At 67.8% G+C, this 13,397-nt stretch carries 14 protein-coding genes; 10 read left to right on the forward strand and 4 right to left on the reverse strand.

Annotated elements, in window-relative coordinates; translation table 11 throughout:
* Positions 1 to 18: 18 nt before the first annotated feature.
* A complete protein-coding gene (locus AZH51_RS10590; RefSeq protein ID WP_291524014.1) occupies positions 19 to 204 on the reverse strand; it encodes a DUF5703 family protein in 186 nt (61 codons plus the stop codon).
* A 40-nt stretch (positions 205 to 244) separates the two neighbouring features.
* Here AZH51_RS10590 and AZH51_RS10595 point away from each other — a divergent pair, with 40 nt between their 5' ends.
* On the forward strand, positions 245 to 526 hold the full coding sequence (locus tag AZH51_RS10595; protein ID WP_291524016.1) for a primosomal protein: 282 nt from the start codon (positions 245 to 247) through the stop codon (positions 524 to 526).
* On the opposite strand, the gene AZH51_RS10600 is transcribed toward AZH51_RS10595, so the two are convergent.
* Positions 523 to 1,461 carry an aldo/keto reductase gene (locus AZH51_RS10600; protein ID WP_291524018.1) on the reverse strand — a complete coding sequence of 313 codons (939 nt, stop codon included), beginning with the start codon at positions 1,459 to 1,461 and terminating at the stop codon, positions 523 to 525. The genes AZH51_RS10595 and AZH51_RS10600 overlap by 4 nt on opposite strands.
* A 22-nt stretch (positions 1,462 to 1,483) precedes the next feature.
* Between AZH51_RS10600 and AZH51_RS10605 the strand changes: the two genes are divergently transcribed.
* Genes AZH51_RS10605 through mshC form a run of 4 tightly spaced genes read left to right on the forward strand, consistent with a single transcriptional unit; the run spans position 1,484 to position 4,768 of the window.
* Positions 1,484 to 2,179 (forward strand): MSMEG_4193 family putative phosphomutase, encoded by a 696-nt coding sequence (locus AZH51_RS10605; RefSeq protein ID WP_291524020.1) that lies wholly within the window; start codon positions 1,484 to 1,486, stop codon positions 2,177 to 2,179.
* 19 nt (positions 2,180 to 2,198) lie between these two features.
* The gene (locus AZH51_RS10610) at positions 2,199 to 2,729 is read left to right on the forward strand and encodes a DUF3090 domain-containing protein (RefSeq protein ID WP_291524022.1); all 531 of its coding nucleotides are present in this window, start codon (positions 2,199 to 2,201) and stop codon (positions 2,727 to 2,729) included.
* On the forward strand, positions 2,707 to 3,507 hold the full coding sequence (locus AZH51_RS10615) for an SCO1664 family protein (protein ID WP_291524024.1): 801 nt from the start codon (positions 2,707 to 2,709) through the stop codon (positions 3,505 to 3,507). Before AZH51_RS10610 ends, AZH51_RS10615 begins: the two co-directional genes overlap by 23 nt.
* A gap of 19 nt (positions 3,508 to 3,526) precedes the next feature.
* On the forward strand, positions 3,527 to 4,768 hold the full coding sequence (gene mshC, locus AZH51_RS10620; RefSeq protein WP_291524025.1) for a cysteine--1-D-myo-inosityl 2-amino-2-deoxy-alpha-D-glucopyranoside ligase: 1,242 nt from the start codon (positions 3,527 to 3,529) through the stop codon (positions 4,766 to 4,768).
* Here mshC and AZH51_RS10625 read toward each other — a convergent pair.
* Entirely contained in the window at positions 4,765 to 6,051 is a 1,287-nt protein-coding gene (locus tag AZH51_RS10625; protein ID WP_291524027.1) for a ClC family H(+)/Cl(-) exchange transporter, read from the reverse strand. The two genes, mshC and AZH51_RS10625, sit on opposite strands and share 4 nt — an antisense overlap.
* 66 nt (positions 6,052 to 6,117) lie before the next feature.
* Here AZH51_RS10625 and AZH51_RS10630 point away from each other — a divergent pair, with 66 nt between their 5' ends.
* Genes AZH51_RS10630 through AZH51_RS10640 form a run of 3 tightly spaced genes read left to right on the forward strand, consistent with a single transcriptional unit; the run spans position 6,118 to position 8,032 of the window.
* Complete coding sequence (locus tag AZH51_RS10630) at positions 6,118 to 6,585, forward strand: MarR family winged helix-turn-helix transcriptional regulator (protein ID WP_291524029.1); 468 nt, start codon at positions 6,118 to 6,120, stop codon at positions 6,583 to 6,585.
* A 23-nt stretch (positions 6,586 to 6,608) separates the two neighbouring features.
* The gene (locus AZH51_RS10635) at positions 6,609 to 7,505 is read left to right on the forward strand and encodes a maleylpyruvate isomerase N-terminal domain-containing protein (RefSeq protein ID WP_291524031.1); all 897 of its coding nucleotides are present in this window, start codon (positions 6,609 to 6,611) and stop codon (positions 7,503 to 7,505) included.
* Positions 7,463 to 8,032, forward strand: coding sequence for a PadR family transcriptional regulator (locus AZH51_RS10640; RefSeq protein WP_291524032.1), 570 nt, complete (start codon positions 7,463 to 7,465; stop codon positions 8,030 to 8,032). The genes AZH51_RS10635 and AZH51_RS10640 overlap by 43 nt, the downstream gene beginning before the upstream one ends.
* A 9-nt stretch (positions 8,033 to 8,041) precedes the next feature.
* Here AZH51_RS10640 and AZH51_RS10645 read toward each other — a convergent pair whose 3' ends face one another.
* Positions 8,042 to 8,884 (reverse strand): PAC2 family protein, encoded by an 843-nt coding sequence (locus AZH51_RS10645; protein ID WP_291524035.1) that lies wholly within the window; start codon positions 8,882 to 8,884, stop codon positions 8,042 to 8,044.
* Positions 8,885 to 8,955: 71 nt separating this feature from the next.
* Between AZH51_RS10645 and metH the strand changes: the two genes are divergently transcribed.
* Positions 8,956 to 12,705, forward strand: a complete 3,750-nt coding sequence (gene metH, locus AZH51_RS10650; protein ID WP_291524037.1) for a methionine synthase — start codon at positions 8,956 to 8,958, stop codon at positions 12,703 to 12,705.
* Positions 12,706 to 13,374, forward strand: a complete 669-nt coding sequence (locus AZH51_RS10655) for an HAD family phosphatase (protein ID WP_291524039.1) — start codon at positions 12,706 to 12,708, stop codon at positions 13,372 to 13,374.
* Positions 13,375 to 13,397: the final 23 nt, after the last annotated feature.

Consider the following 13,397-nt stretch of genomic DNA (forward strand, 5'->3'; position numbering starts at 1 on the left):
GGCAGTTTTTGACCGGGCTCACGCCGTCCGCATGACCCGAATAATCTTCCGGCGCAGCCAGATCCGTCGGCGACCGCCGGTGTAAATGCGCGTGCGGGCCAGTTCCCAGTGTTCGTATTCGGCGAAGTCAGCAAGCATTTGCCGGATCTGCCCCGGGGTGGCGTCGCGGTTGAACTGCAGTTCGCGGAACTCGTACTCGACCATCGTTCGCCCATTGTGCGTCATTACCGATACGGTCTGGTCTATGGCCACCGATCCGCGCGTCGCGCTGGCCGCCTTCGTGGCGGCCCTGGAACGTCACTTCGAGGTCGTCGTAGCCCGCCGCGGAGAACAGGACCCGGCCGTCGAGGCCGCGTACCAGTCCCTGGCGGAAGCCTTCGATGAGTACGACCGCGCCCTGATGGACACCTACGGCGAGGTCACCCCCTTCGAGATCTACGACGACGAGGACGACGACGAACTCGACGACGAAGACGAGATCGAGGAACTGGACGAAGAGCTCGACGACGCGGACGACGAGGACTAGATCCGCGGCGTCGACACCTCATCGAGCGCGTCACGGACAGCGTCCGGGATCGTCAGTTCCTCACTGCGTAGGAGCGAGGCCAACTGGGTGGTCGTCCGCGCGCCGATGATGCTGGAGGCAACCCGGTCCCGCGTCCACGCCAGCGCCACCTCGGCGGGAGTGACCTCAAGACCGGAAGCAGCAGTGACGACCGCGTTGACGATCGGTGAGGCCGCCTCGCCCAGATGCCGCGCCGCCCACCGCTCGTGCTGGCCGGCAGCCGCGCGGGAGTCGGCGGGCGTGCCGTGGCGGTACTTCCCGGTCAGGATCCCACCGGCCAGCGGAGCCCACGCGAGAATGCCTGCGCCCGCGTACCGCGCCGCCGGGATCACCTCGGCGTCCGCCGAGCGGGTCAGCAGGTTGTATTCAATCTCGTTGGCCACCAAGGGAACTCGCGCCTCGGCGAGTAATGATCGGGCCGCGGTGAACTGCCAGCCGGTGTAGTTGGACACCCCGACGTATCGCGCCCGGCCGCTGCGATGGGCCGCCTCCAGGGCCGACATGGTCTCGGCCAGCGGTACCTGCTCGTCCCACGTGTGCACCAGCCACAGATCGAGATAGTCCACGCCCAACCGGTCAAGGGAGGCATCCAACGCCGTGAGCAGGGACCCGCGCGAAGCATCCACCCGCCGGTCCGCGTCGACGCCACCGATGCCGGCCTTACCGACCAACCGCAGCCGGTCACGGTCGAGGTCCTTGATCAGAGCGCCGATCAGCCGCTCCGCACCGCCGTTGCCGTACCCCGCAGCGGTGTCGATCGTCGTACCTCCGGCGGCCAGGAAGTCGGTCAGGAGGTCCCGGGCGGTCTCCAGGTCGACCTCACGACCCCAGCTACTGGTGCCCAGGGTCAGGCTGCTGACCCGCAATCCGCTGTCCCCGACCGATTGGCTACGCACCCGGGCAGGCTAGCGTGACCGCGTGGCTCTCGCTCTCATCGTCCGGCACGGCCGGACCGCAGCGAACGCGTCCGGCACCCTCGCCGGCTGGACCCCGGGAGTCGGCCTCGACGACGTCGGCCGCGAACAGGCGCAACGGGTCGGCGCCCGGGTCGCCGACCTGCCGATCCGGCGGATCGTCGCCAGCCCGCTGCAACGATGCCAGGAGACGGCTGGGGCGGTGCGCGGCGTACTCGACGTGCCGATCGAGACCGTGGATGACCTGGGGGAGTGCAAGTACGGCGCGTGGACCGGTCAGCCGATCCGGGACCTGGCCAAGGATCCGCTCTGGCGCATCGTGCAGGATCAACCGTCGGCGGTCACGTTTCCCGCATCGGAGGATTTCGAGGCGGAGTCGATGCGGGCCATGCAAGCGCGCGCAGTCGGCGCCATGCGCCGGATCGACCACGAGGTGACGCAGGAGTTCGGGGACCAGGCGATCTGGTTGGCGGTCAGCCACGGCGATGTGATCAAAGCCATCCTCGCCGACGCGCTGGGCACCCATTTGGACCAGTTCCAGCGGATCAGTGTCGGACCGGCCTCGCTGAGCGCGGTCCGCTACGGCCCCACGCGCCCGTTCGTGGTCCGGATGAACGACACCGGCGGCGACGTGAGCGACCTGATCCCGAAACCCGAGCACGCGCCGGAGGGTGATGCGCCGGTCGGCGGAGGATCGTGACCGGGACTAGGGTCGATCCATGCCGCTGATCGAGTACGACGAGCCGGAGCGCTTCATCGCCGGCACCGTCGGTGAGCCCGGGCAGCGCACCTTCTTCCTGCAGGCGGTCCAGGGCCCGCGGATCACCACCGTGTCGTTGGAGAAGGAGCAGGTGGCGGTCCTGGCCGAGCGTCTCAACGACCTGCTGGACGAGATCGGCCAGTCCGATGAGCAGGTGCTGCCGCCGGACAACGACCCGTTGAGTACGCCGATCGAGGACGAATTCCGGGTCAGCACCTTGAGCCTGGCCTGGGTTGCGGAAGTCCAGCGGGTGGTCATCGAATGCCACGACCGCGACGTACAACTCGAGGATTCCGGCGACGAAGTCGTCGAACTGACCGAACCGGACGCAACGGTGCTACGGATCGTCCTGTCTCCGATCGCTGCCCGGGAGTTCGCCCGGCGCGGGCTCGCGACGGTCGCCAGCGGGCGACCGCCGTGCCCGTTCTGCGGCGCACCGCTGGAGGCATCCGGCCATATCTGCCCCCGTGCCAACGGATACCGGCGCTGACGAGCTCGCCGCGCTGCTGGAGCGTGGCGACCTGGAGGTCGAAGGCCGGCTGACGCACGCGTCCAACGCGGTCTACCGGGTCATCGTCGACGGGTCCGTGCGGGCGGTCTACAAACCCGTGCGGGGAGAGCGACCCCTGTGGGATTTCCCCGACGGGACGCTGGCGGCCAGGGAACTGACGTCGTACCTCATCTCCCGCCTGGGCGGCTGGCACCGCATTCCGCCGACGGTGCTGCGCGAGGGTCCGCTCGGCCCCGGATCGCTGCAGGTCTGGGTGGGCCCGCTGGATGTGACCGGCGACCACGATCTGTTGCGGGTCGATCCACCCGGGGAGTTGCCCGAGGGCTACCGCCCGGTGGTGCAGGCGCAGGACGAGTACTTCGCCGACGTCGTGGTCTCGCATGCCGACGATCCCGCGCTGCGGGAGATCGCTCTGCTGGACGCGGTGCTCAACAACGCCGACCGCAAGGCAACCGCCCTGATTATCGACGACGGCGACCTGTTCGCCATCGACCACGGGCTGACCATGCACGAGGAGCCCAAACTGCGCACCGTGCTGTGGGGTTACGCCGGTGAACCGCTCTCGCCGGAAGAGACGGCGCAACTGACCGATCTGCAGTCGCTGTTGTCCGGCGATCAGGTGCGGGACCTGCTCGGACAACTGATCACCGAGACCGAACTCACCGCGCTGGACCGGCGGATCCGCAAGCTGCTGCGCGATGAGGCCATGCCCCCGGTCCCGCCCCATCGGCACCCGTTGCCGTGGCCGCTCTGGTGAGCCAATTACGCTGAACCCCGTGAATCTGGCCGACACTCCCTTGCAGCCCTGGGCTGCACCCGACGTCCCGGCCGTGCCGCCGGTCCCCGGCCGGCTGCTGCTGGCGACCCGTGCGGGAGCGCTCGAGCCCGTCCTCCCGACCGATGGCGTTGCGGGCATGTACGTGTGTGGGATTACCCCGTACGACGCGACGCACCTTGGTCACGCCGCCACCTACGTGACGTTCGACCTGGCGAACCGGGTCCTGCGCGACAGCGGTGCGCAGGTGCGGTATGTGCAGAACGTCACCGATGTCGACGACCCACTGCTGGAGCGGGCGGCGCGGGACGGTGTGGACTGGCAGGACCTGGCGCACAGCGAGATCGAGCTCTTCAAGTCCGACATGGCTGCGCTGCGAGTGCTGCCGCCCGACGTCTACGCCAGTGTCGTGCAGACCATGGACCGGCACATCGCGGTCGTCACGAAACTGCTGGACTCCGGCGCGGCCTACCCGGTGGAGACGGATCTGTATCTCGATCTGTCCCAACAGGATTCGTTCGGTTCGGTCAGCGGCTGGGACCGTGACGAGATGATGGCGGTCTTCGCCGACCGCGGCGGAGACCCGGAGCGGGCCGGCAAACGCGACCCGTTGGACCCGCTGCTGTGGCGTGGCGAGCGACCGGGCGAACCCGCCTGGGACGGTGGGGTGCTGGGTCGTGGCCGCCCCGGCTGGCACGTCGAATGCACCACGATCGCGTTGGACAACCTGGGGATGGGTTTCGCGCTGCAGGCCGGTGGGACGGATCTGATCTTCCCGCACCACGAGATGAGCGCCGTGCAAGCGGTAGCCCTGACCGGGACGCCGCCGTTCGCGCACAGCTTCGCCTATCAGGCGATGGTCGGCTTCGAGGGCCACAAGATGAGCAAGTCGCGCGGCAACCTGGTCCGGGTAGCTCAGTTGCGCCGTGATGGCGTGGACCCGATGGCCATCCGCCTCATGTTGCTGGCCCAGCACTACCGCACCGAGTGGGAGTACACCGACGACTTGCTGCAGGCAGCGCAGAGTCGGCTGGACCGGTGGCGCGCAGCCACCTCAGGTGGGGACGACCGGGACGCCGACGACCTGCTGGTGACATTGCGAGCCGCGCTGCGGGCGGACCTCGATGCTCCCTCCGCGTTACGAGCGGTCGACCGGTGGGCCGGCCGGGCGCCGTCCGGCGGTCAGCCGAGTGTCGGCGTACGGGACATGATCGATGCCCTCCTCGGGGTCACGCTGTCCTAGACCAACTCGTTCTCCCGCGCGGCGCGCGCTGCGCGGGTGGTCAGCAGGTCGTAGATCCCTTCCTGCCGCATCGCCAGAGCGAGGGTCAGCGCGATCGCGCAGGCGCCGAGGGTGGGCGCGAGTTGCGAGGTCGTGCCGGTCATCTCGCTGGCGAGAACGATGGCCGTGACGGGAGCGTGGACGCTCGCCGCGAAGAACGCGGCCATGCCGACGAGGGCCAACGCTGCCGGCGGGGGTGCGGTCGGGTCGACTGCGCGGGCCACGATGCCCACGGCGAGACCGACGTGCGTGCCGAGCACCAACATCGGTGCGAAGAGGCCGCCCGGGGTGCACGCGGCGTACGACACCACGCCAAGGACCCAACGCACTGCGAGTACGCCGAGTACGCCGGCCAGGGCGCCCGAACCCAACAGAGCCTGCTGGGTCAGGTTGTCACCACCCCCGACGAGTTGGGGCGCCACCAGGGCGATCACGCCGATCAGGGCGCCGATGAGGGCGGCGCGCAGCTCGACCGGCCAGGAGCTGGTGTCGGCTGCGTGCAGCGCCAGGACCACGGTGCGGTTGTACGCGACGGCGGCCACGCCACAGAGCAGACCGGCCAGCGCTATCCATCCGGCCTGCGACAGTCGCGGTTGCGCCAGGCGGGCGACGTGGAACGCGTTGTCGTCGTGGACGAGCAGGTGGGCACTGGCGAAGCCGGCAGCGGAGGCGGTCAGGGTTGCGACGGTCGCCTTGGCATCGAATCGCTTCAGAAGCTCCTCGAGCACGAAGACGCCGCCCGCGATAGGTGCGTTGAATGCGGTCGCGAGCCCGGCGGCTGCTCCGCCGGCGACCAGCAACCGGAGTTGCTCGGAGTGGCGCCGCGTCAGCTTCGACACCATGACGGCGATGTTGCCGCCCATCTGGACCGACGGCCCTTCACGGCCGAGGGCCAGGCCGGCACCCATCGACAGCAATCCGCCGACGTACTTCACGGGGAAGATCCGCAATCGTCCCGGTGCGGCGCGGCCCTCGACGACGGCTTCGACCCGTGGGATCCCGCTGCCCTCGGCATGGGGTTCGACGCGATGCACGAGTCCTGCCGCAACAGTGGTGGCCAGGGCGCATGCCGCCACGAAAACGGGGGGCGCCCACCAATGCGCGTGCGACCAGTCGACGACCTGGCCGCGACGAGATGTCAGCCAGGACAGGGCGATCCGGAAGGTGGCAGCGGCGATCCCGGTGAGGGCACCGACCATCGCGGCGATGCCCGCGAATGCCCACCACGACCTATTCCGGTCCATATGTGCAGTATGCAATAGATGCACTCTGCATATGAAATCCTCATCCGCGCACGGCATGATGGGCGTATGAGCCGAGGTAGGTCCGATGAACTCGTCACCTCGCTGCTGACCGCATCGAGGGCGCTGGTGGGAGTGTCGGCCGCCTCGCTGGCGTCCGTGGAGCAGCAGGTGACGCTGGTGCAGTTCCGGACCCTGGTGGTCCTGTCCCAGCAGCCGCACAGCACGGTCGGTGCCGTGGCCGCCCGACTGGGGATCAACCCGTCCTCGGCGCAGCGACAGATCGACAGGCTGGTCAGTGCCGGGCTGGCCTCGCGCGAGGAGAATCCGGCCGATCGCCGCGAGGTGGTGGTCGCCCTGACGGCGACGGGTCAGCGCATCGTCGAGGACGTGACCCGGGCCCGGCGCAAAGCGTTGACCGCCATCGTGCGCGGGATGCCGGCAGATCAGTACGAATCACTGATCACTGCCCTGGATGCTTTCGCCATCGCCGCGGGCGAGCCGTCGGCGGACGACGCCGCGGGATTGGGCTGGTAAAGCGGACCTGGCCTGGTCTTGACATGACAATGTGGACGGTCGAGGATTCCCTCGTGTTCCCCGTCACACCCGACCCGTATGCCCTTGCCGACGCTATCCAGCGGGAGTCGGCAAGGGTGGCGTCGCTCTTGAGTGATGTCCGGCCGGGGTCGTGGGACGCTACGGTCCCGGGTCTGGAGTGGACGGGCGGCCAGTGCGCCCGCCATGTGGGGGCAGTCCTAACCGGTTTCGCAGCCGCGATCCGCGACGAGTTGGGCAGTCTCGGCGATCTGGGTCTGTCGGCCGCCGACCCCGACATTCCAGTGGGCGACTATCTGGCCCTGTCCACGCTGGCGACGATGGAACGCTCCCCGGCCGAACCTGCCGCCCTGGCGCGGACCATCGAGGACGGCGGCGAGGAGTTGGCCCGTCTCGCGCGCGAACCGCTCGATCTGGACCGCGACTGTCCGACACCGTGGTACGGCCCTGGGCGCACCCGCACCGCGGGCACCCTTCTCGCGGTGGCGGTGACCGAACTACTGGTCCACGGCTGGGATGTGCAGGGGGCATTCGGCCGCCCGCGGACCATCGAACCGCGAGCCGCGACCGCTGCCGCCGGAACCGTGATGAGTCAGATGGTCCCGTTCCTGGCGGCACCCGCCGCGAGCGCGACGCCCGAACCGGCAGCCCCGGCCACGACGTACGAGATCCACATCCGCGGCGGTGACCGCTTCCAGCTCCGGGCGGCAGGCGGCACCGTCACCGCTCAAGCGGTGGGGGAGAGCCCGGATTGCGTCATCTCCATGACCGGCCCGTGGAGCTTGCTGGTCGGATTCAACCGGGCTCCCCTGTGGCGAGCGGTGGCCACCGGGAAGATCCTCACGTACGGTCGCAAACCATGGGTGGCAAGGACCTTCGGGTCGATCGCGAAGGCGCCGTAGCGCTCAACGCCACCGCTGCGTCGCTCCTGGGCTTTCTGCACGACGGACCGTGCAGCGGCTGGGACCTGACCCGCCTGGTGGAGACGAGGTTGGGTGATTTCTGGTCCATCACCCGCAGCCAGGTCTACCGCGAACTGGCCGACCTCTCCCGCCGGGGGCTCGTCGAGGCGGGCGAGACCGGGCGACGGGACGCCCGGCCCTACACCCTGACCGACGACGGCAGGAAGGCGTTCGCGGCCTGGGCGGCGCAGGGTCCGGGCGCCGCCACCATCCGTTTGCCGTTGCTGCTGTTCGTGTCGCTGGGTCGACACATCGGTACGGCGCGCCTGCTGGAGGAGTTGCGGGCCCAACTGGGCGCGCAGCGGGCCCTGGTCGCCGAGTACGAGGCGCAACGCGCGCGACTCGTGGACAGCGGGGCGGATGCGCTGATCATCGCGACCGTCGACTACGGGATCGCCACCAGCAACGTGACGATCAAGTGGCTGGAAGGGCTGGTCGCTCGTCTGCGGGACGAGGACTCTGCTTAGTCCTCGCGGTTAGTCCTCGTCGCGGCGGCGCAGGTAGCGCTCGAACTCCTGGGCGATGGCGTCACCGCTGGCCTCGGGCAGTTCGGTGGTGTCCTGCTGCTCCTCCAGGGAATGCACGTAATCGGCGACTTCCTCATCCGAGGCCGCCAACTCATCCACCCCGTGCTCCCAGGCGCGGGCCAGGTCCGGCAGATCGGCGTGGCCGATCAGGGTGTCGAAGAGCATCTCAAGACGGGTGAGCAGCGCCAGCGTCGCCTTGGGGGAGGGCGAACCGCCCGCATAGTGGGGTACGGCGGCCCACAGTGAGATGGTCGGGATCCCGTTCCGGTGGGCAGCATCCGAAACCACACCGACGATCCCGGTCGGACCCTCGTAGCGGCTGGGTTCGAGGTCGTAGCGGTCGCGGATGTCCGGGTCGTCGCTCGAGACCGTGACCGGGATGGGCCGGGTGTGCGGCACGTCGGCGAGCAGGCCCCCCAGAGTGATGAACATGCTGGCGTCCGCGTCGGCGGCCAGGTCGATGATCTCCTGGGTGAAGGCGATCCACCGCATGGACGGCTCGATACCTTGCACCAGGATGACGTCCCGGTCCAGGGGAGTGTCCCGGGCCAGGAACAGCTTGGTTGTGGGCCACGTGATCTCCCGGTCGCCGGCCTCCCCGGAGATCCGTGGGCGGTTCACCTGGAAGTCGTAGTACTCCTCGGGATCAAGGGCCGCCAGGGGTTGCGCATCCCACATCTGAACCAAGTGGGCCAGGGTCGAGGTGGCCGTTTCGCCGGCGTCGTTCCACCCTTCGAAGGCGGCAATGACGAGTGGATCCCGCAGCAGTGGCAACTCCTCGAACTCGATCACCCGCTCAGCGTACGGACTGCCGCGACCGGCTCGGTAGAATCCTCCTCAGATTCGACCGAATGGGGACCGATGTGAGCAGCCGCTCCGAAACCACCCAGGCGTCGCAGATCCAGCCGGACCAGACGGCGGCACTGCGCGACCTACTCAGCCAACGCATCCTGATCCTCGATGGAGCGATGGGTACCCAGATCCAGGCGAAGGGGTTCTCCGAGGCCGACTATCGGGGTGATCGCTTCGCCGACTGGCCCAGTGACCTGCGCGGCAACAATGATCTGCTGAGTCTGACCCAGCCCGAGGCGATCAAGGCCATCCACACTGCCTACCTCGACGCAGGTGCGACGTTGGTGGAGACCAACACCTTCAACGCCCAGCGGATCTCACTGGCCGACTACGACATGTCGGATCTGGCGTACGAGTTTAACCTGGCGTCGGCGCGTCTGGCACGTGCCGCCGTCGATGAGTTCATGGCCGCCCATCCGGGCGAGCAGCGGTTCGTCGTGGGAGGCATCGGACCGACCAACCGCACGGCCAGCATCTCCCCGGATGTGAACGACCCGGCAGCCCGCAACGTCAGCTACGAGCAACTGGTCGAGGCCTACCTGGAGCAGGCCAACGGTCTGGTCGACGGCGGATCCGACCTGCTGATCATCGAGACCATCTTCGACACCCTCAACGCCAAGGCCGCGATCTTCGCGTTGGAGACCCTGTTCGAGCAGCGCGGTCGCCGCTGGCCGATCATCATCTCCGGCACGATCACCGACGCCTCCGGACGAACCCTCTCGGGGCAGGTCACCGAAGCCTTCTGGAACAGCGTCCGGCACGCCCGCCCGCTGGCCGTCGGCCTGAACTGTGCACTCGGGGCGGAGGAGATGCGGCCCTACCTGGCCGAGATCTCCCGCATCGCAGACTGTTTCGTGTCCTGCTACCCGAACGCGGGCCTGCCGAACGCTTTCGGTGAGTACGACGAGACCCCGTCGCAGATGAGCGAGATCATCGCCAAGTTCGCCGCCGACGGCCTGGTGAACATCCTGGGCGGCTGCTGCGGCACGTCTCCGGCGCACATCGCGGCCATCGCCCAGCAGGTCCGGGACTACTCTCCGCGGGAAGTTCCGTCGGTCCAATCCGCCTGCCGTCTATCGGGTCTGGAGCCGCTGAACATCACCGACGAATCCCTCTTCGTCAACGTGGGCGAGCGCACCAACGTCACGGGCTCCGCCCGCTTCCGCAACCTGATCAAGGCGGGGGACTACACCACGGCGCTCAACGTGGCCCGCCAGCAGGTCGAGGCCGGCGCCCAGGTCATCGACATCAACATGGACGAGGGGATGCTCGACGGCATCGAGGCGATGGACCGCTTCTGCAAGCTGGTCGCGTCCGAGCCGGACATCTCCCGGGTCCCCGTCATGATCGACTCCTCGAAGTGGGACGTCATCGAGGCCGGATTGCGTTGTGTCCAGGGCAAACCGATCGTCAACTCGATCTCCATGAAGGAAGGCGTCGAGCCGTTCGTGGAGCACGCCCGGTTGTGCCGCAAGTACGGTGCGGCGGTTGTGGTCATGGCCTTCGACGAGCAGGGTCAGGCTGACTCGTTGGAGCGCCGCAAGGAGATCTGCGAGCGGGCCTACCGCATCCTGATCGACGAGGTGGGCTTCCCGGCGGAGGACATCATCTTCGACCCCAACATCTTCGCGGTGGCCACGGGCATCGAGGAACACGCCAACTACGGTGTCGACTTCATCGAGGCGACCCGCTGGATCAAGCAGAACCTGCCGCACGCCCTGGTGTCCGGTGGTGTATCGAACGTGTCGTTCTCCTTCCGGGGCAACAACCCGGTGCGGGAGGCGATCCACGCGGTGTTCCTCTACCACGCGATCTCCGCGGGCATGGATATGGGCATCGTGAATGCCGGTGCCTTGGTGGTCTACGACGAGATCGATCCCGAGCTGCGGGAGCGAATCGAGGACGTCATCCTCAACCGGCGGGCGGACAGCACCGAGCGCCTGTTGGAGATTGCCAACAAGTTCAACGTGAAGGGCGACGAGGCCGAACCCGCTGCCGCTGAGTGGCGTTCATTGCCGGTGCGGGAACGAATCACGCACGCGCTCGTCAAGGGTCTCGACGAGTTCGTGGTGGATGACACCGAGGAACTGCGAGTGGAGTTGGCTGCTTCCGGTGGCCGGCCCTTGGAGGTGATCGAGGGCCCGCTGATGGACGGCATGGGCGTCGTCGGCGATCTCTTCGGCGCTGGCAAAATGTTCCTGCCGCAGGTCGTGAAGTCGGCGCGGGTGATGAAAAAGGCTGTGGCACATCTGATTCCGTACATCGAAGCGGAGAAGAAGCCGGGTGACGCGGCGCACAGCAAGGGCAAGATCGTCATGGCCACGGTCAAGGGCGACGTGCACGACATCGGCAAGAACATCGTCGGTGTCGTCCTGCAGTGCAACAACTACGACGTGGTCGACCTCGGCGTCATGGTGCCGCCGCAGAAGATCCTGGACGCGGCCCGTTCCGAGAACGCGGACATCATCGGCCTCTCCGGGTTGATCACGCCGTCGCTCGACGAGATGGTCACCCTCGCCTCGGAGATGGAGCGGCAGGGTTTCGAGATCCCGCTGCTGCTCGGTGGCGCGACAACCTCGCGGGCGCACACCGCGGTGAAGGTCGAGCCGAAGTACCACGGCCCGGTCGTCTGGGTGAAGGACGCATCCCGTTCTGTACCAACGGCTTCCGCGTTGTTGTCGGATGAGCGACGGGGTGCGTTCCTGGAGGACGTGTCGCGTGACTACGCCTCGATCCGTGAGCGGCATGCCGCCAAGCGGATCGAACGGCCACTGGCGTCGTACGCGCAAGCCCTGGATCGACGTACGCCGATTGATTGGGTTGGTTACGAGCCCACCAAGCCGACGTTCACGGGTCTGCGGAGTTTCAACGACTACCCGCTGGCTGAGCTGCGGGAGTACATCGACTGGCAGCCGTTCTTCAACGCGTGGGAGATGAAGGGCCGCTACCCCGACATCCTGAACAACCCGGCCAGCGGTGAGGCGGCCCGCAAACTGTGGGACGACGCGCAGGCGATGCTCGACCGGTTGATCGAGGAGAAGTGGCTGCAGGCCAACGGCGTGGTGGGCTTCTTCCCGGCGGCCGCGGTGGGTGACGACCTGCTGGTCTACGGCTCGGAGGACCGTTCCGAGGTGGTCACGACGCTGCACCACCTGCGCCAGCAGGGGGAGCACCGCGAGGGCGTTCCGAACCGGTCGCTCGCCGACTATGTGGCACCGGTCGAGACCGGAATCGCCGACTACGTGGGCGGATTCGCGGTGACGGCTGGTTTGGGTGCAGCCGAGAAGGTGGCCGAGTTCAAGGCGGCGCTGGACGACTACAGCGGGATCCTGTTGGAGTCGTTGGCCGACCGGTTGGCGGAAGCCTTCGCCGAGCGACTGCACGAGTTGGTGCGCACGGAACTGTGGGGATATGCGCCGCAGGAGTCGCTGGACAATGAGGCGCTGATCGACGAGCGCTACACCGGTATCCGCCCGGCGCCGGGGTATCCCGCGTGCCCGGACCACACCGAGAAGGCGACCCTGTGGGAGTTGTTGGAGGTCAAGGAGCGCGCCGGGATCTCCCTCACCGAGTCGATGGCGATGTGGCCGGGGGCTGCGGTCAGCGGTTGGTACTTCTCACATCCGCAGTCGCAGTACTTCGTCGTGGGCCGGCTCGGGCAGGACCAGGTGGGTGACTACGCGCGGCGCAAGGGCTGGACGATGGCGCAGGCCGAGCAGTGGTTGTCCCCGAACCTGGGCTACGAGCCGGAGGACTCCTAAGTGTTGTTGCCAGCAGCAGTGCTGTGGGACATGGACGGCACGCTGGTGGACACCGAGCCGTACTGGATCGGGGCGGAGAAGGCGCTGGTCGCAGCGCACGGTGGTGTGTGGACCGACGCGATGGCCAAGGAGTGCGTCGGCAACACCCTGCTGCGGTCGGCCCAGATCATCATCGACAACTCCGACGTGTCGATGACGCCCGAGGAAGTCGTCGACTACCTGATCGGCGAGGTGCTGACCGAGATGCGCCGGCACATGCCGTGGCGTCCCGGTGCCCGGGAACTGCTGGCCGAGGCGGTGCGGGCCGGTGTGCCCAACGCGCTGGTGACGATGTCCTACACCGTGTTGGCCGATGAACTGGTGGCGGCGTTGCCGGAAGGTTCATTCGCAACGGTGGTGACTGGCGACGTAGTGACGAACGGGAAACCGCATCCGGAACCCTATCTGACCGCCGCTTCGCAACTTGGCGTGCAGCCGGAAGATGCTGTGGCTATTGAGGATTCGCCCACGGGCGTGCGCTCGGCGGTGGCCGCCGGAGTGCCCACGATCGCCGTACCGCACGTGGTCGAGGTGCCGCAGATGGCTGGTGCAGTGCAGGTGGACTCACTGGCCGGCTTGCGGCTGCGTGACCTGACCGGCTTGTTCACCGCGGCGCCGGCCCGGCACTAGCTCACTCGTCTCACGCCCCGAGC

Origin of the sequence: Branchiibius sp. NY16-3462-2 (assembly GCF_001594145.1) — a bacterium.
Classification (GTDB): domain Bacteria; phylum Actinomycetota; class Actinomycetes; order Actinomycetales; family Dermatophilaceae; genus Branchiibius.